Raw genomic sequence first — 24,724 nt, 5'->3', positions numbered from 1 at the left:
CAACAAACAGTAGAGCACTTACTGTACAAACATACGAAAAGCCGGGTCTCATATGAGACCCGGCTTTTTCTTAGGCCACAACGTCTACTTGACTGTAAGAGCCATCATCATCCAGCACCACTTTAATGGTGTCTGTATTGCTGATGTTATCAAGGTGAGCGATCTTCGACCAGTTCTCGCCATTGGCAGCCCCATCCACATCAACAAGCACATCACTTCCAGAACCATTTTCCTGGACCTTCACGTACTGTCCAGCTTCTGCAGCATCAACTTCATCGTCTCCGAAAGCCTTGTTCAGGAGATCCGAAATATCGAGGCGATCAACATTTTGATCTGTTTCCCCCTGAGCCGTACCATCAAAGTCGGTGATTGTATCAAAGCTTCCATCCAGAACGTCGAAGATGAATGCATCAAGATCATCTTCACTACCGCTGGTCATCCGGTCATAACCCGCACCACCATTGAACGTATCAGAATAGTTGCGGCTACTTGACGGATGCCAATCATCCCCAATCAAAAGATCATTGCCATCACCACCAGACAGATCATTATGCCAGTTACCCTGCCCTTCAATTCTGTCGTTCTGATCGGTACCATTTAAGCGATAATGCCACCCTGAGTTCTTGTCTGGATCATTCTCGTAATACTTGTTCTGAGAATAAGCAGGCTCATTATAATCGACAACGATGGTGTTTGGATTATCCGTATTCTCAATCACATTGACCGTTGTGGTTGCAACACCACTTTCTTCAGAGCCATTGCTGACAACCATTTCAATAGTTCTCGTATCAATGTCTGAAGAGGTGTTGAATTCAATGGATTTGATCGCCGCAACATATGCTGCGTAACTTGCATCTCCAGAGAGGGTCAGAACCAGATTGCCACCAACAACTGCAGTCGTGGCAGAAATACCAGAGAACGCTCCCTGAGGGAGATAACTCAGAGCATCACCCTGCTGATAACTCTTTAGCGTTATGACTGCACTGGAGAGTTGATCGTTGGAAGTGTCATTATCGGCATCATTAACGCCAAGCATATCAGCAATCGCAACGCCTTCCCCACCAAGAGTAAAGTCAATGTCATGCTCGGTCGTAGGATCAATAACATTGTCTCCAGTGATCTTCACATCGAGAACTCGGGCATAATCATCCGTTCCTTCCATACCAGACACTTCAAAAGTGATCGTAGTTTCAGAAGGGTTCCAACTAGGCAGATTGCTTATGTCAATCGTAATGACTTCGCTTCTGCTTTGCGTCGATTGATCAAACATTGGGATACGAGCGCTTCCGCCATCCCATTCAATCAAGAGATCAAACTGATCATCACCGAACTCCAGATGGTTCCCAACTGAAACCTCCAACTTTAGATTTTCTCCATTCGTCAGATCAACCGATCTGGAAATGGATCCCTCACCATTTGGCGTCCAGTGCGGGAAGTAAAGATGACCGGAGATCGCTCCGCCCTGCTGCGGAACATAAACATCTCCATAATCGGAATCCCCATCAAGGTTTCCGTTCTCAGACCATGCTCCAGTCCAAGTAACAACACCGTTGCTATGTCCATGACCATAATCGTAGGAACCGTTGTGCTCCTCAAAATCATCTCTGACTTTGAGCTTGTCCGAACTACCTGGCTTGAAGAACAGATTAAGTTCAGCAGCCTGATTTGTCACAGACACTTCAACGTCTTCGCTCGCATCTTCAGTTCCATCACTCGCAACGATGTTGAAATTATAGTCTTGATCAGCGTCCACATCCAACGGGTTCTCGAAATCAGGTGCAGCTTTAAAGTAAACTTCACTGCCTCTGATTTCGAACAAATGAGCATCTTCACCCGTCAAGGAGTATGTCAGCGCATCGCCATCAACATCAAAGGCACTAAATTCTGCAACCGCTCCGACCCCGTTTTCTGCAAAATTGGACTGAACATTTGTAACAGTGAGGACTGGACGATCATTCACTGGAGTGACACCAACTGTCACAGTGATCACATCAGAAACATCACCATCAGCATCTTCAATACGGTAGCTAAAGCTATCCAGCCCGTTGAAGTCGGCAACAGGTGAGTACCTCACAGTACCATCAGAGTTTACAACAACACTGCCGCCCTCAACAGTAACCCCAGCGTTTTCAAGCAGAACTGTTGCGTCTTTATCAGCCCCAACAGCATCATTGCTCAGAACATTGATATCGAATGCAACATCTTCAAAGCCAATCACATTATCAGCGGCACCAGCTGGCACATCGTCAAGGATGTTGACGGTAAAGTCGCCAGAAACGCTATCGCCGTCACTATCCTTCGCCTCAAAATCGAAGGACAAAGAAAGATCTTCTGCTTCATCGCCTTCATGATCCAGCTGTCCAAGCAGTTCAAATGTATACGCACCTGAACCATCATCAGACAATGTCACTTTGAAGACTGCATTGCTCAGATCATTGGCATCCGCAGGAGCCGTACCGGTGTAGCCAATCAGGACTGCACCAAACGCTTGGAGCAAGACAGGAGCACCTGCTGCTTCAAGTGCTATGTTGCCGCCAGTCTTCGCCTGCTCCCCATCTGTAACATTGACAAAGGAAACGCTGCGATCGGAACCATGCACAGGAGAAGCAACATCACTGTCGGCATCATCAGTCCCCCAATTGATGTGCAGGCTGCCAGAGACTTCTGCATTCCCGCTAGCAAGGTCTGCCTCATCAACTACAAGCCCAACTTTGTGAAGCTGAATGTCATCCAGATAGGTGCCAAGGCCGTTGTTTTGGTCAGGCGTCATCAGTTCAACGAACTCAAGACGGTCACCATCGGGCTGACCAGTTCCGACCACATTGAGAGTGATGGTTGTCCAATTAGTGCTGTTGGTTGAATACTCACCAACCTCAACACCATTCCAAAGCACCCTCACATCACTGGTTGGACCATTACCAGCCCGATCAGCAAGGTCAAACGTCAACTCATACTGTGTATTCGCTTCCGTCTGGATATTCTGGTAGATACCATCAACTTTACCAGAATCGTCTCCATCCTTATCTAGTTCCAGATACTGATCCCCATCAGATGATGGGCTGAAGCTGTCGGAATGCAGCTCAAATTTAGTTCCATTGGTTGACATCCAGCCAGACATTGTATCGATGGCTTTATGTCCAGAAGAGCCAATATCCGGCTCTTCAAAGGAACCGTTGACAACAAGGTTTGTCTCATAAGAGCTGCTATCGATGATAGGCACGTCATCAACAATCTTGATAGAGAATTTTCCAGCAAGATTAACGCTGTCACCATCGCCATCAACCGCAACAATCACAGATCCAAAGTCGATCACTAGAGGTTGCTGAACATTATTCTCACCATTGCCAGCAACATGATCCAGTTGATCAAACAGCTTGAAGACTACATCACCACTGTCAGATGTCAGGTCCAGCGAGAACACTGGGCGATCATTCTGGAAACTGTACTCTATGTTGCCATCAGTTTCGACGTAGCCGACAATCTTGTCACCAATCACCACATAGGACAGCGTTTCACCACCTGAAGTGAGAGCCATCTGTGTTAAACTCACAACCGCATCAGCTGAGATATCAAACGCGCCGCCATCATTGCCCAAATCGACAAGAGCACTGACATTATCAGTCAGGTAAGCTGGTCCGTTGTTGTCATTCTCACCTGTCGTCGAGCCATCCAAATCCCCATCGCGAGGAGCATTTCCCAGCACGCCAGAGTTCAAGTTGACAATATCATCTTCATCCGCTGTTGCTGTTTGAGACGCGCCTGTAAGGGCAACTTCATCATCTTCGACAGAGATTACAGCTGTCGCAGTTGATGTGTCACCATCCCCATCTGTGACAGTGAAACGCAATCGCAGATCAATACGATCGTCACTACCAGCCTCACCAACATCTGGGTGATCAAACCCAAGGTGCTGAGTAAATTCATAGGCCCCATCAGGCTGGACAATCACAGTAAATGCGGTAGCACCGCCAGTTTCAGTGGCCCCTTCAATGGTGATCACACCATCTGGTGCTGTCGTGCTGGAAAGAACGACCTTCTCTCCGCCAACAGTCAGGAAGTCACTGCGTTGGCCTTTAGGTTCTTCCAGATCAATACGGCGTGCATATCCTTGATCATCAACGATCCGTGCAGCAGTTACGGTAGCTCCATCTGAGCCACCTTCAAACTGAAGCATGCCGGAAGTCGCCACGCCAAAATCATCAGCCTCGCTTACTGTGATCTTCGAACCAGCTCCCGTGGCAGTGGGCTCATCATCATGGAAGATGATCTTGTCACCAATATCGACAGATGCGGTGTCTGTATCCCCATCTCCATCAGTTAAGGTCAAAACAGCAGAGATTTTGCCTGCCAAGTCCAGCGTATGGTCGTTCTCGTTCTGAACATGTTTCAAAGATGCGTATTGAACAACACTCAGGCTACCGTACTCATCAATCGAGACAGCAAAGACAACAGCAGCATTGGCATTACCCGCACGACCAACAATCAAATCTCCCTCAGTATAAAGGTTGATTTGAGAGCCATCTGTCGTTTGCAAACCAGAATCTGTGCCTTGAGCAGCAATTTCCAGGGTGACTTCCGGTGCATCAACTCCATCCGCCCCAATATAAATATTGGCTTCAACCAAATTCACATTGTGAGCGTAAATTGTCTCCATGTCCGGATCATTTGCAGCCTGACTATCCAGTGAAGCAAACAAAGCACGGATATCAGAATCTGGGGCAGCAACAACTTCATCAAGCTGCTGTCCTGCAGTCTCATCCAGCTCTACAGTTTCACCAGTTACGGTGAAGTCGTGAATGTACGGGCCGTCATCATCAAACGTCAGATGCTCACCAATCTGCACTTGCGTGGAAACCACATCGCCATCTTCATCCGTAACAGTCAAAACTGCTGTCACCTTGCCATCAAGTGACACATACTCATCAGAAGACGTCGTATCTAGATGCTTGATAGACATGTACTGAACCATAGACACATCACCATTTTGATGCACATGGATAGCAAAAACGGCTAGTCCCTCAGGGCGGCCATTCCCCCCCGCAAGACGACCAACAATCATCCCATTCTCTTCAGAGAGAAAGATTTCATCACCTTCAGTCGTAAACAGACCAGATGAAATACCATCACTGGCAATTTCGAGAGTGACTTCGTAGCTGCCGGCTTCATCAGCTCCTACATTCAAGGACCCGTCCAGGACGTCATTTCGAGCATAGATGGGGCCATTCAGATCAAAATCGCTACCCGTATTCGTAACATCTTTGAATGTATCAGAACCGATCCAAGGTGGAATATTGTCACTATGCGGCCCTTGGGTCTCGTCAATGCGAATATGATCATCAATCCAAAGTTCTGGCGCTGGGATGTCATCAACAACGGTTACATCCAGCTTGCCATCCAGGGCAACGGTGTCCCCGTCTCCATCTGTCGCAATGATCACAGAACCAAAGTCGATGGCTGCAAGCTCATCACCATTGAGAAGCTGAAGGGCAGTGTTCTCGCCATCACCGGTCACATGGTCCAGCTGATCAGCTTGCAACACAGCAAACTCACCAGTCTCGGTATTCAGAAGCAGCCCAATAACCGGACGGCCACCAGCAACACCAACCATCAATGTAATAGTCGCACTCAGCTGCGCATGCTGGAACTGAACCACATCGCCGTCAGAAGACAAACCAAGGTCGCTCAGCTGCTGCGCTGCATCTCCAACAAAGGTAAACGAACCGGCGCCAGCGTCACCATCAGCACCAAAGTCAACAGTGTTCTGAAGGTCTCCGGCTGCAATCGCAGAACCACTCAGGAATTCAGTCCAGTTGCCATCAGCTTCAAGGCCCCAGTAATCAGGGCTCGTACCCGTTGACAGGATCGTGTCGATGTCATCCTCATCAACAGTCACATCCTGCTGCTGATTGGTCACCCGAGGTCCATCATCATCAAACGTCAGAAGATTGCCGACAGAGATCTCAGTTGAAACCGCATCACCATCTTCATCGGTGACAGTCAGGATTGCGCTCACCTTGCCATCAAGCGAGACATGTTCATCAGAAGATCCGGTGTCCGGATGCTCAATGGACATGTACTGAACCATTGAGACCTTGCCGTTTTGATGCAAGTGGATTGCAAACGCAGCATCTCCGTCTGGTACGCGGCCAACAATCTGACCGTCTTCCAGATGAAGCGTGATCGCCAAGCCTTCAGTCGTGGCTAGACCAGAATCTGCATTATCAATGCGGAAGACCAGCTCATAATTGCCGCGCTCATCAGCACCAACATTCTTATGGAAATCAAGAACATCATTCCGCGCGTAGATTGGACCACTCAGATCAGGATCACTGCCCTTGTCGTCAACATCTTTAAACAGCTTGCGAATGCGCCACTTCGGCGGAACATTATCACTGTGATCACCCTCGGTCTCGTCAATGCGAATATGATCATCTACCCAAAGTTCTGGCGCTGGGATGTCATCAACAACGGTTACATCCAGCTTGCCATCCAGAGCAACGGTGTCCCCGTCTCCATCTGTCGCAATAATCACAGAGCCAAAGTCGATGGCAGCAAGCTCATCACCATTGAGAAGCTGAAGGGCAGTGTTCTCACCATTACCAGTCACATGGTCCAGCTGATCAGCTTGCAACACAGCAAACTCACCAGTCTCGGTATTCAGAAGCAGCCCAATAACCGGACGGCCACCAGCAACACCAACCATCAATGTGATAGTCGCACTCAGCTGCGCATGCTGGAACTGAACCGCATCGCCGTCAGAAGACAAACCAAGGTCGCTCAGCTGCTGCGCTGCATCTCCAACAAAGGTGAACGAGCCAGCGCCAGCATCCCCATCAGCACCAAAGTCAACAGTGTTCTGAAGATCTCCGGCTGCAATCGCAGAACCACTCAGGAATTCAGTCCAGTTGCCATCAGCTTCAAGGCCCCAGTAATCTGGGCTCGTACCCGTTGACAGGATCGTTGCGATGTCGTCCTCATCAACAGTCACATCCTGCTGCTGATTAGTCACACGTGGTCCATCATCATCAAACGTCAGAAGATTGCCGACAGAGATCTCAGTTGAAACCGCATCGCCATCTTCATCGGTGACAGTCAGGATTGCACTCACCTTGCCATCAAGCGAGACATGTTCATCAGAAGATCCGGTGTCCGGGTGCTCAATGGACATGTACTGAACCATTGAGACCTTACCGTTTTGATGCAAGTGGATTGCAAACGCAGCATCTCCGTCTGGTACACGACCAACAATCTGACCATCTTCCAGATGAAGCGTGATCGCCAAACCTTCAGTCGTGGTCAGGCCAGAATCTGCGTTATCAATGCGAAATACCAGCTCATGACCGCCGCGCTCATCAGCACCAACATTCTTATGGAAATCAAGAACATCATTCCGCGCGTAGATTGGACCGCTCAGATCAGGATCACTGCCCTTTTCGTCAACATCTTTAAACAGCTTGCGAATGCGCCACTTCGGCGGAACATTGTCACTGTGATCACCCTCGGTCTCGTCAATGCGAATATGATCATCAACCCAAAGTTCTGGCGCTGGGATATCATCAACAACCGTCACATCCAGCTTGCCATCCAGAGCAACAGTGTCCCCATCTCCATCTGTCGCAACAATCACAGAACCAAAGTCGATGGCAGCAAGCTCATCACCATTGAGAAGCTGAAGGGCAGTGTTCTCACCATTACCAGTCACATGGTGCAGCTGATCAGCTTGCAACACAGCAAACTCACCAGTCTCGGTATTCAGAAGCAGCCCAATAACCGGACGGCCACCAGCAACACCAACCATCRATGTGATAGTCGCACTYAGCTGCGCATGCTGGAACTGAACCRCATCGCCGTCAGAAGACAAACCAAGGTCGCTCAGCTGCTGCGCTGCATCTCCAACAAAGGTGAACGAGCCAGCGCCAGCATCCCCATCAGCACCAAAGTCAACAGTGTTCTGAAGATCTCCGGCTGCAATCGCAGAACCACTCAGGAATTCAGTCCAGTTGCCATCAGCTTCAAGGCCCCAGTAATCAGGGCTCGTACCCGTTGACAGGATCGTGTCGATGTCATCTTCATCAACAGTCACATCCTGCTGCTGATTGGTTACGCTTGGCCCATCATCACCAAACCGGATCTTCTCACCAATTTCAATGCTCTGGCTGGTCACATCGCCATCACCATCAGTGACTGTCAGAACGGCTGAGATCTTGCCGTCCAAGTTGACGAACTCATCATGGCTGTCTGTATCAAGCTGCTTGATGGACTGGTACTGCGCAAGGCTGACTTCACCGTCGTCATCAATGGAGATTGCAAACACCGCATCGCCGGTTTCGCCACCAACGCGGCCAACAACAAAACCACCTTCCAGATAAAGCAGAATGTCAGCGCCCGCTGTGGTCTGAAGACCTGAGGCTGCATCATCAATGCTCAGCGTTACCTTATGGGTCGCGCCATCAGCACCATCATCATAGGCAAAGTCCACCACGTTATCGCGGGCGAACTGAGGAACCATATCCTCATCAGAACCTTTGCCGGAAACACCATCAAACAGGGCTGTAGCTGCAGGATCAGTGGTGTCATCGTTATCCAGACCAGCACTCTCATCAACCTGAACGAACTTGTTCAGCTCAAGAGACGTGATCGTTGGCCCATCATCACCAAACCGGATCTTCTCACCAATTTCAATGCTCTGGCTGGTCACATCGCCATCACCATCAGTGACTGTCAGAACGGCTGAGATCTTGCCGTCCAAGTTGACGAACTCATCATGGCTGTCTGTATCAAGCTGCTTGATGGACTGGTACTGCGCAAGGCTGACTTCACCGTCGTCGTCAATGGAGATTGCAAACACCGCATCGCCGGTTTCGCCACCAACGCGGCCAACAACAAGACCGTTTTCCAGATAAAGCAGAATGTCAGCGCCAGCTGTGGTCTGAAGACCTGAGGACATACCATCAACAGCGATGCTCAGCGTCACCTTATGGGTCGCGCCATCAGCGCCGTCATCATAGGCAAAGTCCATCACGTTATCGCGGGCGAACTGAGGAGCCATATCCTCATCAGAACCTTTGCCGGAAACACCATCAAACCGGGCAGCAACAGCTGGTTCAGTGGTGTCGTCATTATCCAGCCCCGTACTCTCATCAACCTGAACGAACTTGTTCAGCTCAAGAGACGTGATCGTCGGCCCATCATCACCAAACCGGATCTTCTCACCAATTTCAACGCTCTGGCTGGTCACATCGCCATCACCATCGGTGACTGTCAGAACAGCAGAGATCTTACCGTCCAAGTTGACGAACTCATCATGGCTGTCTGTATCAAGCTGCTTGATGGACTGGTACTGCGCAAGGCTGACTTCACCGTCTTCATCAATGGAGATTGCAAACACCGCATCGCCAGTTTCGCCACCAACGCGGCCAACAACAAGACCGTTTTCCAGATAAAGCAGAATGTCAGCGCCAGCTGTGGTCTGAAGACCTGAGGCTGCATCATCAATACTCAGCGTTACCTTATGGGTCGCGCCATCAGCACCGTCATCATAGGCAAAGTCCACCACGTTATCACGGGCGAACTGAGGAGCCATGTCCTCATCAGAACCCGGATTAGCAACACCATCAAACAGGGCTGTAACTGCTGGATCAGTCGTGTCGTCATTATCCAGACCAGCACTCTCATCAACCTGAACGAACCTGTTCAGCTCAAGAGACGTGATCTCCGCCATGTCATCATCAACATTAACAGTAAAGCTGGAACTTACTGTATCGCCATCACTGTCAGTTGCGACAAAACCGAAGATCAGTTCGATATCATCTTCAGTACCAGCAACAAAATGATCCAGATTATCAAGAAGCTCGAAGCTATAAGAACCAGACCCATCATCTGACAAAGTTACTTGGAAGACCGCATCCTCACTGCCCTCTTTCGTCGCTGTAAGAACAGTATCCCCCTCACTCAGAGTGTAAACAAGTGCAACACCATCAGATGTCAGGACCTGAGAAGTTATTGGAGTTCCGTCAAACTTGACTGAACGATCCCCAATACCACCTTCATCACTGTCGGCATCATCCGCACCCCAATCGATATCGAGAGAGGCAGTAACTTTATGAGAGGTTGCTGGGGCATCACCATCTGCGGTGTCATTACCGTTACCGATATCCGGGATGCCATCTTCATCAACAGTACCTGTTGTGGGTGCCCCAATCTCCGGCAGGTCATCAGCAACATTTACAATCAGGAACGAGTCTGCGGAATCTCCATCAGCATCAAACGCCTGGAAACCAAATTCCAACTCCAGAATGTCTTTCACATCTGCTTCCAGATGATCCAGATTGCCATGGAGTGTAAAAGTAAATTCACCGGTTTCCGGGAAAGTGTTCAGCAGAACCTCAAAAACCAATTCGCCATTAGGCAGCTTGGCAATAAGCAGCTGGCTGCCCGCACCAATCTCATTGGCAGCATCCGCAATAAGGTCCTGTACTTCATAAGTCAGCGGCTGCCCGTCAGCAGTCAGGCGGATTGGGGTCCCAGCTCGGTCAACAGGCACGCCGGCATCAAGTTGGAACGCCAACGAACGCTCGCTCACACCGTCCAGACCAAAGTCGACATTCAGGTTGCCTGTGAAGGATAGTGGCCCTTTGCCAGCATCAGCCCAATCAGTTTCATCAAGCGCGCCAACTTCCGCAATGCCAGCCACAGGCACATCATCAACGTCCTGTTCGGAATCATCTGCCGCAGCCGCAGCTCCGGCATTGTCTTCTGGTCTCAGGAGATCATTGACATTCAGACCCGGCCCCAGTGGACCGCCATCAGGGTTGTCATCAAAATCTTGTCCTGAACTGTTTGGATCTTCCAGCTGATCGGCAATTGGCGTCCCGTCACCTGCAGCGGTTTGGAGCGTATCAACCGGCAAGATTTCGACAAGCGCACCAAATTCTTCAATTGTCAGCGTCTGGGTTTCACTCAGGATCAACGTCCCATCCGTCTGATCTCCGGCAAAGAACCCTTCGACAAGAAGCGTGCCGCCATCAGAAAACAGGATTTGCAAGCTCTCACCGTAGCGGAAGAGACTAACTGGCACTTCCAGCATCTGGCTGAAATCAACCAACTGCCCCGGCTGCCGAACAAGAACCTCCGACTGGCCTTGGGTGGCAATCCCAATCTTCAGCACTTGTGAAGGAACAGCTGCCTGGGAAGTGTTAGTGGCTGTGATCGTAGTAGACGCTTGACGCTCTGACATTTTAGCAAACCCGACGCATAAACAGTTTTAATAAAATTTTAGCAATTGCGCCGATAATTTTGCCAATCATGATAAAAGTCAAATCATTTCCTTAAGGAATTTTTAACATCGTTAATTCCGTCACAGTCCAGCAACACCCTTAATTCGCGCGTTTCTGCGACAAAGGTTTTAATTTGATTAAATTTTATTGAGTATTTTACTTTTTGTTAAACATCGCTCCCTATACAGGGTGGCGAAGTTATTAACGGGAAATGCTGTTTTCTGGAGAGTAAAGCTCAGGAAAGAAGGGCATTTTCAAACAAAAAAAAGAGCGCGTTCTTTGCCCCTTGCAACGCGCTCTGAATAGATTTTTAAAAAGTAGATTCGCAGTTCTAATTAAACGTGCGTGTCATTGCTGCAAGAGATGTAAACTTCACCTTTTGCGGAAGCTGCTGGCCACTACCGGCCACATGCACCCATTTATAGTTTTTGGTGTCCTGCTTGAGTGCAACCCGGCCAAAGCGGTTATCAAGGACATACTCTCCACCTTTGTAGGAGAGATTGAGGATTGCATGATACTGGCCGATCTTGGTGTCATAGACTGCAACCACCTTCATATCCTCAGCAGGAATACCCAGTTCCCTTAAAGTCCAGTACTTTAAGACAGCATAGTCCTCACAGTCCCCTCTGCGCTGACTCAGCGTTTCAATTGGTGAGGCCCAATAATCACTTCGCCCCCAAACCTGCTGGTCACTTTGATAGCTGATGAGTGCGTTGATCCCACGATTTACATAGGAAAGCTGCTTGTGACGCGGAAGCTTGCGCGCAGCTTTAATCAGGTTGCCCCAGGTATTTAAAACGCTTACTTCGCATTTATCACTGCTATTCAAACACTTAGAAGTATCTGTAATCCGGTCCATCTGAGTTGTAATGATGTTCCAGCGCCTGTCGATGGAAGTTCCGGCAGTAGAACGAACGATACGCTGCAGATTACGTGTGGGAGTACTCAACACAGCATTAGAACCATGCGCAGATGCTGTTTCAATGGCAGGCAACTCAGGCTTGGCCATTGGAACGGGCATACGTGCCTTGGCAACAAGAACCGGCTCAGGAGTAGCAACAGAAGCAAGATCAATTGGAAAATGTGGAGTTTGCGGCTCCAATGCAGCAGCCGCGGAAACAAATTGAGAAAATCCGAGCGCAATACCGGCAAATCCGAGAACTGCAGCTTTGAAGACGCAATAATCCTTCGTTACCGCACGGCGTCTGCCGGCAGTCCAAAACCTATTACAAAACATCCTGACGCCCCTTGTCAGGCGTTCGGAATTATCTCTCGCGAAGTGCTTCCGAACGCACTTTGTTTATAGGCTTAAGGATATAATCCAACACGGTTTTAAAACCGGTTAAAACATCAATTGAGGCCACCATTCCTGGTATTATTGGTAAAGGATCCGTTTCCGTCCCAAGATAGTTTTTATCTGTTCTGACGTTGACTTTAAAAAATCGATTACCCTGCTCGTCCTTGGTGGAGTCCGCAGCGATCCTTTCCAGCTTGCCTTTCAGACCTCCATAAATGGAATAGTCGTAGGCAGTGATTTTGACCGTAACCTCTTGACCTGGCCTAAGAAATGCCACGTCCTGAGGACTGATCTGCGCTTCAATCAGAAGCGTATCTTCCAGCGGAACAATCTCGACTAAAGGCTCTCCAGGCTGCACCACAGCCCCGATTGTGGATATATTCAATTGATTAACCACACCGTAGACAGGGGCCTCAAGATCCGTCCGCTGAACCTTGTCTCTGGCCGCCTTAATAGTCTCATTTATTACCGCAAGTTCAGCCCGCGCAGCCGCCAGTTCCTGACGCGCTTTGGCGTGAAACACTGTCTTTGCATTTGCAATGCGCTCTTCCGCTTCCTGTCCGGCTGACGTGACACGCCGAATAGAGGCATTCAACACCTCCAGACTGCCCTGCGCTTCATCAAGCTGGCGCTTAAGACGCAGGAACTCGATCTCAGGAAGCACCTTGCGCTTGAAGAGACGCTCATTAATCTCCACTTCACGCGCCAGCGTTTCCATGGTGACAACGGTTTTACGTTTCTCAGCAAGCAACTCTTCCAGCTCTTGCTCTCTCTGCAATCGCTGATTTTTCAAAAGGGAGATTTCACTTGTGAGCTGCAGGTTACGCGCCAGATAGACCTGCTCTTCTTCAAACGTGTGACCCGGCGCATTGGTTGTAAGCTCACCAGAAAGCTCCAGAGGCACACCACTTGCTTCCGCCATCAACCTCTCAGCACGTGCCAAAAGGCTCCACTGGCGCTGCTGAAGCTCACCTAGCTGCGAAGAAAAGCCTGTATCATCCACCCGGACAACAACGTCCCCCTTTTGAACGATCTGTCCCTCTTTCACGAGAAGAGACTTTACAATGCCCTTTTCAGGCGCCTGTACAATCTGGATCTGGCTGGACGGCACAACCCGTCCCTCACCACGTGTAACCTCTTCAAGCTCGGCTTGAGAGGCCCATGTGATCCCGGCAGCCAAAGCCACAAAGACAATCAGAATGACACGCGTGGCAGCACGGGGAGGTCGGGTCTGCAAACTTGCACGGATATCGGTTGCGTAATCCCAGTTCTTCATCTCACACACCCTCCGCGCTACGCTGGCGCTCTTCGTTCCGCGTCGCACCAAGGGTACGTAGCTTCTCAATCACAAAATCCCGTGGTCCATCTGCCACAAGCTGCCCCTTATCAAGGGCAACCAAACGGTCTGTAAGCTGCAATAAGGAAGTTCGATGTGTGCTAATGATCATCGTCGTATCAGGCGAGTTGTATTCCCGCAGGCGCTCCAGCAACCGGCGCTCTGACGCTGTATCAAGATGACTGGACGGCTCATCTAAAAACAACAGACGCGGTTGGCGCAGCAACATTCTGGCAAGCGCAACGCTTTGCTTCTGCCCGCCAGAGAGCAAACGACCACCCTCTCCCACCTGCATGTCAAACCCATGAGGATGTGTCGCAACAAAATCCTCAACACCTGCAATATGAGCTGCACGATAGATATCTTCGTTGGAAGCCTGAGGCCGCCCAACAACGATGTTCTCTCGCAAGCTGCCACTAAACAACACGTTGTCCTGTGACAAGAACCCGACACCATCGCGCAGATCCGCAGGATCGTACTGCCGCGTATCAATCTTATCGACCAGAATTGCACCATCTGAGGGCGTATAAAGCCCGGATAACAAACGCCCCACTGTCGATTTACCAGCACCCACGCGGCCAATAAGCCCGATGGTCTCTCCAGGCCGAACTTCAAAGCTCACATTGCGCAAGGAGTCTTCAGCAGCCTCAGGATAGCGAAACGACACATTTTGGAAGGAAATCGCACCAGACGTGATGCGGCTGTTCACATAAGTCCGGTTTGGTCTGCGCTCCGCAGGCAACTCCATCAGACCAGACAACATCTTGTAGGAATGCATGGTCTGACGCAGTCGTGTCAGCGTACCCGCAATGGATGACAAAGGCGCAAGAACACGCCCTGAAAGCATCATCGCAGCAATCAGACCACCCATATTCACCGCCCCGTCATTGACCAGATAAACACCCCAGACAACGATACAGATGGACACCAGAGCCTGCGCAAAGCCTGTCAGCGACTGAGCCAATGTGGACCAGTAACGCCCCTTCAAAATAGCCGCTGCACTGGAGGCAACAGATCGCTCCCACTTGATCTGCATAGAGCTCTCAGCATTCAAAGCTCGGATGGTATCGATATTTGCAATACTTTCCACCAACACGGAATGGCGCATCGCACTTTCTTTTGTGGCCTGATCAACAGAACCAGCAAGCGCAGGCTGAACAAGCAAGTTGATCAGAATAACCACCGGAACAGCAGCAAGCGGCACATAAGCAATCGGTCCAACAATCAGGAAAAGCACCATGATGAACAGGCCGATGAAACACATATCAATCAATGCCACCAAGGAGGAGGACGTGAAAAACTCACGAACAGTCTCAAACTCTTTGATGTGATTAGCAAACTGGCCGGTCGATCCCGGGCGGTTCTCCAGATCAAGCCCGAGCGCATGCGAAAAAATTCGCGATGCGATAGCAAGATCTGCCTGTTTACCTGTCATGTTTATGATAGAGCTGCGCGCGGTCTTCAAAATTCCATCAAACACCAGAGCAAGAAGCACCCCCGCCGCAAGCGCCCATAGTGTTGGAATAGCAAAGTTTGGCAGCACACGGTCGTAAACATTCATGATGAAAAGCGGTGAGGCCAGCGCCAGACTATTGATGACCAGCGCAGCAATAGCAACGTGGATATAATCCTTCCAAAAGCCTGCAATAACGCTCCAGAACCAGTGCCCGTCCCTGCCAGACCCCATACCGTTAGTCTCAGAAGTCATATTGACGGGCTTAAAGAAGATGCCATGTCCGCTATATAGCTTCTCAAGAGCTGCAATTGAGAGAATTTGCTGCTCCTCTGGCCTCTCCGCATCAACAATCGAAGCGTGACCCGTGCTCTCATTTAGCTCCTTCAAAATACGAAGGCTTCCATCTTCAAACACAAGAATTGCAGGCAATGAGATCGCAGGTATTGTTCCAGCTTTTTTCCTGACTGTGACCGCCCTCATTCCGCAATTAGAAGATGCTCGCTCAATCAGTTTGATGGAAAGCCGCTGACCATCGTAAGGTAACCCAGCCAAAATAACAGAGTCGGTTGCGTAGTTACCGTAGCTTCTGGCGATGTACTTGATCGCCTCGACAAGCGGATCTTTGATGCTCACTTCAGCTGAGTTTTCAGTCTCGACGGTCATTTACAGTCTCATCATTCTTAACGACAAAAGGGAGCCGCAAAGGCTCCCTTCCTGAAGAAAATTTCGGCTATGCGTGCAGATTACACCATTAACGAAGTGGTTCAATCTGGAAACCCGCAGCTTGAGGGAAGATCGATGTGTTCCCGCGGCGGTCGGCTCTTGATTCAGCTGGTGGAGTGATGTTGAACATCGCCAGCAGGTTACCAGTGGTACCTTGCAGCTGATAGGTAGAGAACTTCAGAATATACTCTGCAGAGATCAGATCGATGCGGCTGTTAAACAACGCGTTTTCAGCGTTCAGCACATCTAGCAATGAGCGCTGACCAATGTTGTATTCCTGACGGTAACCGCTCACAACACGCTGGTTGGCAGAAACGGTCTGACGCAGAGCGGAGATGCGCTCGCGTGTTGTTTGAACAGACGCCCATGCCTGCTCAACAGCTTCATCAGTTTCGCGGCGCATACGGTCAACACGTGCCTGTGCTTCTGCATGCTGCTCAACCGCACGACCACGCATCGCACTGTCATAACCGCCATTGTAAAGGTTCCATCTCAGGCGAACCATGATGCGGTAGTCATCACTACGCCCTTCATAACCATTCAGGTCATCTCCGAAATTGGCAGAACCATTCAGAGTAACCCGTGGCATGAAGGAGGAGTTGCTCTGCTCAATCGCAAAACCAGCAGCATCCGTGTCAGCCTCAGCCGACAAGATCAACGGATTGCTCTGACGAGACATTGCAAGTGCAGAAGACAAACTCTTTGCAGCAGCTGAGTTTGCAGCAGAAACAGCACCCAGATTGCTTGGAGCAACACCAACGACGCGGCGATACTTCGCCATTGCATCCAGCAATGACTTGCGCACGCTTGCTGTAATCATGCCAGTGGCGGCAACGCGTTCCTGCACCTGAGCAAGATCAGCGGCACCAGTTTCACCGCCATCGTAACGTTCTTTCACTTCACGTGCGAGACGCTGGTGAAGAGCAGTATTCTCTTTGGACTTGTTCAGAATCTTCTGATGGCGCACAACATCGACATAGGCTTCAACAGCATCAAGTGCGATCGCTTCAGAGCGTTCCAGAACACGCAGAGCAGCACCATCAACACGGGCGCTCTGGCGGTAAATCTCATTCACTGAGCCGAAGCCATCAAACAACAGCTGCTCAGCTTCAACACTCACCTGCTTGGCTGCACGCCATTGCTCAGTGGTGTTGGATTGTGCCCTGCGCAAGCGCTCCGCACCAAAAGAAGCATTCACACTCAACTTCGGCATGAACGCACTTTGAGAAGCACGCAATTCCTGATCACGCGCCCTTCTGTTTGCAGCGGACTCTACAATGTCTGGATTAGTGAGAACGGCGGTTTCAACAGCATCTCGTAAAGACGCAGAATGAGCTGACGTCACTCCCAACGCGCACATCAACAGTGCAACAGAAGTACCTCGAAAAAGCATTGCCTACACCCCAATGACTTTTCCATGAACGGCGTTTACCTCAAACAACCAAAGGCAGCAGAATTTCATCATTACAGCGCCCCTGATTTTCCGGCCATGGGAAAAACAAAAAGAAAATCTAACAGAGTAAAATCACGTGTAGAGATTTTTATCAATATATTTTTTCATAGTATAAATGGTACCCCAAAATCTCAAGATATCACCCAGACACAAACAAACTAAACCAAAGCAAATACATAGATAAACACAAGAACAATCAAATACTAAAGCAAATTATGCAAAACGCATTACAACGAAATTAGCGAAACACCTCGAGAAAAAGAGAATTACAAAGAAAACGAGTCAACTGTATTCAGCCTAAAAAAGTACTGAGTATATATAGAAAGATAAAATTTTACAGATATTCATTCACACTCTCTAAAATACCACCTGTCATTGAATTTTATTTACGCAAGTGGACTCTGAGAAATCCAACAGTTCCCACATGTTAACTATAAGACCCAAAAACCGAATACTGATTCTTTTAGTTTCCCCTCACCCATAGCCTTCGTTCTCAAGCTCAAGATCCCCTTAAAACTCAGGGGCTCCCTCACAAAAAAGAGGCGGATGCTTCGACATCCGCCTCTTTAAAATCTGCATCATTTTGCAAAACGCTTAGTTCAGCAGCAGGTTTGGAATGTACAGAGCCAGCTGCGGAATGAACGTGGTCAGCACCAGTGTTGGCAACCATGCAAAGAAGATGAACATCAGCGTCGGCTTCAGCATCTTGTCAACCGAGGTATCCGTCACCTTGGATCCCAGATACAGCAGTGGAGCAGTCGGTGGCGTAATGTTCGCCATGCCCAGGTTCACACCCAAAACAGCCGCAAAGTGGATCGGATCCATACCAACGCCCTGCACGATTGGAAGCAGCAGCGGCGTTGAGAGCAGGATACCGGAGATATCATCCATCAACATACCGATGATGATCATCACCAGATTCACCATCAGTAAAATCATGATTGGATCTTCAGAGACGGAGTAGACAAATTCCTCTGCAATCGCTGGGATGTCTTCAAAAATCAGGAAGCGGCTCACGATCAACACCATGAAGATCATCGCCATCACCACACCAATGGTGATGCCTGAGTTCAAAATGGTTTCACGGAAGGTTTTCCAGGTCAGGCCACGGTAAACGTAGATCGCAACAGGGATCGCATAAACAACAGCAACGCCAGCGGCTTCCGTTGGTGTCATGATGCCACCATAGATCCCGCCGAGGATGATGACAGGCATCATCAATGCAGGAAACGCTTTCAGGCCGCGACGCTTGAACTCGTAATTGAAGTCATCTGGACGCTTTTCCAGATTGATGTCTTTATGCTTGCGCAGCATCACTTGGTTTACGATGATCAACAGCGTAATGAGGATCAAACCGGGAATGACGGTGGAAAGGAATGCACGCAGCACGGACTGCTGTGCAACCCAAGCATACAAGATGTGAGAGGCACTTGGCGGGATCAACAATCCAAGAGGTGCAGCGCTAACGATCAGCGCAGCTGACTGGCCTTCAGGATAGTTGGCTTTGCGCAGATGCGGCATCATGATGCCACCAATGCAAGTCAGTGTCGCGTTTGCACTTCCGGAAATTGAACCGAATACACCGGACGCAAGCACAGTTGCAGCAGACAAACCACCTTTGATGTGCCCGACAAACAGCTCCGCCACGCTGACAAGAGGCGCAGCGATACGCCCTTTTTCCATAATACCGCCAGCAATGATGAACAGCGGAATAGCCAGCAGAACCACATTGTTCATTTTCCAATGGCCGGTTGGCAGATAACCAGCAACATCATGGCCGCCCATATAGGCAAGGAAAATAAGAATTGCGCCAAATGCTAAGTGTACGCTTACACCAAGCAGCAAAAGGCCGCATAGAATGGCAATTGACCCAACAATAATCATTGCGCTGCCCCTTGAGCTTTTATTGGTTCTTCTTCAGGGTGTACGTTTTCCGCAATTTCGCGGGGTTCCCGTTCCGGCCATTTAGGACCGTTTCGCAGCAGCAGATAAAAGTGCAGCACGGCGAACATGGTCATGAACAGGAAGCCCAGGAAAATAGCTAATCGAGGCGCAAAAAATGGAATCTTCAGCGCAACGGTTGTCTGCCACATTGGGTAGGAGGCAAGTTCTTCCTCAAGCATGAGCCAGCCCCAATACGTGACCGCACTCAAAACGCCAATTTCAATGATTTCTACAGCCACCTCACGCCACCAGATGATGCGTGGGTTTTTGATCAGAAAGCCAAGCACGTCTGCGTTGACATGCTCTTTGCGTGCTGAGGCGACAGCAGCAGCCATGAAGAACATCCAGAAACTGATGGTCATCAGCCATTCTTCATAGGCAAAAAGGTTGCCACCAAAACCATAACGGACAATCACAACCATAAAAAATGTGAGCGCCATGATTACACCGCCGGCTGTAATCATGAAGTTCATCAGTTTAATGACGCCGTTCAGCGGTTTAGCCACTGGCCTTGGAAGTTCGCTCGTCAGAATACTCATCTGATATTTGCCCTTCGTTTCTTGAAACCAAATAAGTCATAGAAAAGGCCGGCGCAGGGTATGCGCCGGCCTTGAAGAGAAGGGCTTATTGGAAGTCTTTCTTCAGACGGTCAATGGTGTCCTGACCAACAACTTCAGCCATTGCAGGCCAAACTTTTTCACGAACACGCTCAGCAAGAACTTTTTCCTGCTCAGGGGTGAAGCTCAGGACTTCATAACCGGACTCTACGAGTTTCTGCTTGAAGTTCGCATCGTTCTCTTTGTTGAACTGGAAGTACTGCTTGGAAGCTTTATCAAACGCAGCTTTCACAACAGCTTTCTGCTCATCATTCATCTTATTCCAGGTTTTCAGAGAACCATAGAAAGAGTTGATTTCAGAGATCGCATTGTACTCTACGAAGTACTTACCAACATTGGACTTTGCGAAGATGGTGTAAGCAGCCTGCTTGGTGCAGCACAAGGTGCCGTCAACAATACCGGACTGCATTGCAGGGAACATATCACCCCAAGCCATCGTGGTGGTGTTGTAGCCCAGAGTTTCAGCCATGTCTTTAACAACAGCAGAAGACCAGACACGGATGTTCATGCCTTTGTCGCCAAAGCCTGCGTAGTCTTCAGGCTTTTTGTTCGCAACAACACCAACAAAACCTTCTGGGTTGTGGTTGAACAGCTTCAGACCGAGGTTTTCAAGACGCTCATTGATGATCTTGTTGTACTCAGAATCTGGGTTCAACATCACGTTTTCCAGATCATCCCAGCTGGTGAACAGGTATGGCATGGACATGATGTCGAGCACAGGATCTTTGTGGGAGTAGATGAACGCCATCACAAAGTCCACGTTACCGCGGATGGTGTCTTCAACCAGAGACTCACCGGAACCGAGCTGGCTTGCAGGGAAGACAGAAACTTTCAGGCCAACATCAGCAGCCTCAATTTCCTTTTCGATCTGCTTCAGCATTTTGGTGCCTTCGTGATCGACAGGTACCGTACCAGCGATTTTCAGACGCAGATCAGCAGCGTATACGGAGGACGCCAGTGTCAAAGCAATTGCACTTGCCGCACCTACGCTCAATACGCGACGGAAACCCTTTGATACAGTTTTAAGGCTAGGTTTGTTCATTCTTGTCTCCCTAATAACCATCCAGATACGCATCTATTGCTTATCATTGGCTCCCGGATGGCCGATTATGCCTCTCACAACACAGGCGACTTGCGTCAAATCGTGTCACTCAAGATTTTTAGATTGCTACAGCTCAGGGGCCGCGATCAGAAACATCTTTCATTGCTCTTGATGAGTGATGTCCCTGTAAGTGCTTATCCCCTTGTGCCGAATAGATGCGAAGAACTGGCAATAAAGCGCAGTGCGTTTCACATGCATACTTTTACTAACTCGGGAAACATACTAGATATAATTCAAATGATCCATATTTTTTTCACTATTGACCATTTGTCACCTTATGAACTAGTCATATCTACTGAATTTGAAGAAATTTTGGGCGGAAAGCTCTTCAAATTATAGGGTTTTAGGCAAACCAAATGGCAGCAGCAATTTTCTGCATCAAAAAAAGACACTGATATATCAATTTAATATCGGTCGAAAATCGAGAGGAACATCGAAGATGCAGAAACGCTACACGCAAAAATCGAGAATTTTGAGTGGCTGATACATTTGATCCATTTGCACCAAAAAATTTAAAACAATGATTCGTTTGGGAGGGGAAACTATGACGAAAAGCTATCAGGAGACGGTTGATCAACTCACGAAAGCCTATCCAAATCTAAGCAAGCAGCTCAAAAAGAGCGCGGCTTATGTCTTGGAATATCCAAGTGATGTTGCCACCCTGTCCATGCGTCAGGTTGCAGCCCGTGCAGACGTCCCTCCTCCCACCATGAACAGACTTGCAAAATCTCTTGAGTTTGGAACCTACAATGCCCTGCGTGATGTCTATCGCGGCGGGTTCGAGGATTTTTCCTCCAACTACCCATCCCGAGCCGGAGAGCTACAGGCCACACATGGAACCTCGGATATTGAAGCCTCTTTGCAAAGCTTCAAAAGCGCAGCTCTTGGCAATCTGAAGCATTTGTTCGACACCGTCGACCGGGATCATCTCCAACAAATCGTCTCGTCACTGGCCACCGCCCGGAACGTGGTTGTTGTTGGTATGCATGCATCTCACTCACTCGCAAATTACCTGCACTATGTTGCCTCCATGTGCTTTCGCAACTGGCGGCTCATCAATCGCAAGAATGGCGAAATCGCAGATCAGGTTGAGTACATCAACGCCGATGACGTTGTCGTCGCAATCTCCCTGAACCCATGCGCTGCAGACACTGTGCTCGTTGCAAAACGGGCGTATGAAGTGGGTGCAACGGTCGTCGGCATCACCGACACCAGAACATCCCCACTTGCCACTTATTCAACCGACCTCCTGCTCACACCTGTTCAAAGCCCGCATTTCTTTGAAAGTTACGTCGCCACTGCGGCCCTTCTGGAAATGATCCTTGGCTTATTGGTGGCAGATAGCGGGCAGGTCGTCATCGACAACATCACAAGGCTGGAACGCTGCCGCAATGAACTCGGCGAATACTGGCCAGACCAATAAACCAATAAGAACTCGGAATACCCTATGACAAAGCTCAGTCTCCTTGCCGGTCAGATCAACATTCCTGCGATGACCACAGCAGACCAGCGAGACGCACACGTGCGATCCGTGACCGCCAAGTTGCATCAGCAACTCACTGCAAAGCCACATGATCTGGTTGTTCTACCTGAGCTTTCGACCGTTGATTACTCCAGAGATGCCTTCGCTGAACTCGGCGTGCTGGCAGAAGACCTGAACGGCCCCTCTGTCAAAGCATTTGGCGCTTTGGCAAAACAGCACAACACCACAATCGTCTTCGGCATGCCGCGCAAAGAAGAGGATCACTATAAGATCTCTCAGGTCGCTGTCGGGCCGGACGGAGCTGTCATTGGCTGCTACGATAAGCTCCACATTTGCCAGTATGGCGCATCTATGGAGAAGGAATACTTCGAGAAAGGCGACCACCTTTTCTCGTTTTCTGTAAAGGGCATAAAGGTTGCGCCAATCATCTGCTACGATATCCGCATCCCTGAACTCAGCCGCGCACTGGCTCTGCAACACGGCGTTGACCTTATCCTGCACAGCGGCGCGTATGCCCGGGATGAGAGCTTCTTCAGCTGGCACGACTTTGTGGTCACCCGCGCTCTGGAAAGTCAGATCTTCTTCCTCAGCCTCAATCGCGCTGGCGAGAACTTCGGTAATTCCACGTTCTGTCCTCCCTGGACAGATGAGAACACACCGCGCACAATCTTCCCTCAAACCAACGAGCATTTTGAGAGCTTTGAGCTGGATACGGCTGTGATTGATCAAGCGCGCGAAGACTACACATTCCGCAAGGATTTGCTGGAAGACTACTCCCAACTTAAGCATCAGGAACCTGAGCTGCTCAACCAATAGCTAGCTCTATTCCCATCAGTTTTCCCTCTAGTATCGGTTGCAACAAAACAACTTTCTGGAGGGAAAACACGCCATGACAGATCTGCCACAACTTACGGACGCAACGCTCACGCTTGAAAACCGCGTTGCCACACTCACCATGAACCGCCATGACCTGCGCAACGCCCTCACCGGCTCTGCGCTGATTGACGACATCGTGACAACGGCGGAATGGGTCAACATCTGCCCTGATGTCTCAGTCCTACTTCTGACGGGTGCAGGCTCAGCTTTTTCCTCAGGTGGCAACATCAAAGATATGGCAGAACGCGGCGGTGACTTCGCTGGCAATGTGGCTGAGGTGGAGAACCACTACAGGCGCGGCATCCAGCGCATTCCTCTCGCCCTGCAAAATGTAGAAGTGCCTATCATTGCAGCCGTCAACGGCCCTGCCATCGGAGCGGGCTTTGACCTTGCCAACATGTGCGACATCCGCCTGGCTTCCACCAAAGCCAAGTTCGGAGAGACCTTCCTGAACCTTGGCATCATCCCCGGCGATGGCGGCGCATGGTTCATGCAGCGCTTGATCGGCTACCAGCGCGCGGCAGAGCTTACCCTGTCAGGACGTGTTATCAATGCCCAGCAAGCCAAGGAATACGGCCTTGTGTTGGATGTGTACGAGCCAGACGACCTCATGACAGAAGCCAGCAAGATGGCTCAGCAGTTCGCCTCTCAGCCCCCAAAGGCCACGCGCCTCACCAAGCGCCTGCTGAAGATGGCCCAGCGCACTGAGCTAAAAGACTTCCTCGACCTGTCCGCGTGTTTTCAGGGTATGAGCCACAATGAGCCCGAACATCTGGAAGCTGTGCTCGCCTTCATGGAAAAGATGAAATAGGCACCAAAACGAGAAGAGCGCTGCATACTGGCGGATACCCGGCAGCGTACAGCGCTCATTCAAGAAACAAGAAATGCCTTACTTCGCAGGCCTGCGGATGGAAGGTTCTGCTTCCAAAACCAGCGGATTAAGCCCCTCTCCGCCATCCTTCACAATATCAAACAGTTGCAGCCGCATCCGCGGCTCCCAAAAATCATTAATGTGATCGGCAATACCTGCAACCGCCTCTTCATGCGGCTTATGCTTGAAGAAACCAGCGATCTGGTTTGCCATGTAGGTGAGCTTTTCTGGTGCCATACCCGAGCTCTCCTCCCTTTTAAACTCTCAGTTCCATTGCGCGCAGACTGCAC

The 24,724-nt window shown here is 49.7% G+C and carries 13 protein-coding genes; 4 read left to right on the top strand and 9 right to left on the bottom strand.

The genetic code is table 11. The features are described 5' to 3' along the window. Nucleotides 1–70 precede the first annotated feature (70 nt). The 5 genes from DHN43_RS20085 to DHN43_RS20065 form a co-directional block, all read right to left on the bottom strand. On the bottom strand, nt 71–11,236 hold the full coding sequence (locus tag DHN43_RS20085) for a DUF5801 repeats-in-toxin domain-containing protein (protein WP_108819801.1): 11,166 nt from the start codon (nt 11,234–11,236) through the stop codon (nt 71–73). A 371-nt stretch (nt 11,237–11,607) separates the two neighbouring features. After that, nucleotides 11,608–12,513 carry a transglutaminase-like cysteine peptidase gene (locus DHN43_RS20080; protein ID WP_108819800.1) on the bottom strand — a complete coding sequence of 302 codons (906 nt, stop codon included), beginning with the start codon at nt 12,511–12,513 and terminating at the stop codon, nt 11,608–11,610. A 28-nt stretch (nt 12,514–12,541) separates the two neighbouring features. Then, nucleotides 12,542–13,849: an HlyD family type I secretion periplasmic adaptor subunit gene (locus DHN43_RS20075; RefSeq protein WP_063289332.1), complete on the bottom strand. Its 1,308-nt coding sequence runs from the start codon at nt 13,847–13,849 to the stop codon at nt 12,542–12,544. Between the two features lies 1 nt (nt 13,850). Next, the gene (locus DHN43_RS20070) at nt 13,851–16,028 is read right to left on the bottom strand and encodes a type I secretion system permease/ATPase (protein WP_108819799.1); all 2,178 of its coding nucleotides are present in this window, start codon (nt 16,026–16,028) and stop codon (nt 13,851–13,853) included. Nucleotides 16,029–16,116: 88 nt separating this feature from the next. Then, nucleotides 16,117–17,481, bottom strand: coding sequence for a TolC family outer membrane protein (locus DHN43_RS20065; RefSeq protein ID WP_108819798.1), 1,365 nt, complete (start codon nt 17,479–17,481; stop codon nt 16,117–16,119). Between the two features lie 24 nt (nt 17,482–17,505). On the opposite strand from DHN43_RS20065, the gene DHN43_RS27095 reads away from it, so the two are divergent. After that, on the top strand, nt 17,506–17,703 hold the full coding sequence (locus DHN43_RS27095) for a hypothetical protein (protein WP_152986719.1): 198 nt from the start codon (nt 17,506–17,508) through the stop codon (nt 17,701–17,703). Between the two features lie 432 nt (nt 17,704–18,135). On the opposite strand, the gene DHN43_RS20060 is transcribed toward DHN43_RS27095, so the two are convergent. From DHN43_RS20060 to dctP, 3 genes are all read right to left on the bottom strand, one after another. Further along, entirely contained in the window at nt 18,136–19,425 is a 1,290-nt protein-coding gene (locus tag DHN43_RS20060) for a TRAP transporter large permease (protein WP_063290604.1), read from the bottom strand. After that, a complete protein-coding gene (locus DHN43_RS20055; protein ID WP_057463692.1) occupies nt 19,422–20,024 on the bottom strand; it encodes a TRAP transporter small permease in 603 nt (200 codons plus the stop codon). The genes DHN43_RS20060 and DHN43_RS20055 overlap by 4 nt, the downstream gene beginning before the upstream one ends. Nucleotides 20,025–20,109: 85 nt before the next feature. After that, nucleotides 20,110–21,144 carry a TRAP transporter substrate-binding protein DctP gene (dctP, locus tag DHN43_RS20050; RefSeq protein ID WP_063289337.1) on the bottom strand — a complete coding sequence of 345 codons (1,035 nt, stop codon included), beginning with the start codon at nt 21,142–21,144 and terminating at the stop codon, nt 20,110–20,112. A gap of 604 nt (nt 21,145–21,748) precedes the next feature. On the opposite strand from dctP, the gene DHN43_RS20040 reads away from it, so the two are divergent. The 3 genes from DHN43_RS20040 to DHN43_RS20030 all read left to right on the top strand — a co-directional run bounded on the left by DHN43_RS20040 (nt 21,749) and on the right by DHN43_RS20030 (nt 24,374). Further along, the gene (locus DHN43_RS20040) at nt 21,749–22,627 is read left to right on the top strand and encodes a MurR/RpiR family transcriptional regulator (protein WP_057463690.1); all 879 of its coding nucleotides are present in this window, start codon (nt 21,749–21,751) and stop codon (nt 22,625–22,627) included. Nucleotides 22,628–22,651: 24 nt separating this feature from the next. Beyond that, a complete protein-coding gene (locus DHN43_RS20035; RefSeq protein ID WP_108819797.1) occupies nt 22,652–23,503 on the top strand; it encodes a carbon-nitrogen hydrolase family protein in 852 nt (283 codons plus the stop codon). A gap of 73 nt (nt 23,504–23,576) precedes the next feature. After that, a complete protein-coding gene (locus DHN43_RS20030) occupies nt 23,577–24,374 on the top strand; it encodes an enoyl-CoA hydratase-related protein (RefSeq protein ID WP_108819796.1) in 798 nt (265 codons plus the stop codon). A gap of 78 nt (nt 24,375–24,452) precedes the next feature. On the opposite strand, the gene DHN43_RS20025 is transcribed toward DHN43_RS20030, so the two are convergent. Then, nucleotides 24,453–24,671: a formate dehydrogenase subunit delta gene (locus DHN43_RS20025; RefSeq protein WP_057463687.1), complete on the bottom strand. Its 219-nt coding sequence runs from the start codon at nt 24,669–24,671 to the stop codon at nt 24,453–24,455. Nucleotides 24,672–24,724: the final 53 nt, after the last annotated feature.

The sequence above is a fragment of the Pseudovibrio sp. Alg231-02 genome (assembly GCF_900143565.1).
Taxonomy (GTDB): domain Bacteria; phylum Pseudomonadota; class Alphaproteobacteria; order Rhizobiales; family Stappiaceae; genus Pseudovibrio.
The sequence above is the reverse complement of the archived record's forward strand: the minus strand, read 5'-3'. Positions and strand labels throughout refer to the sequence as shown.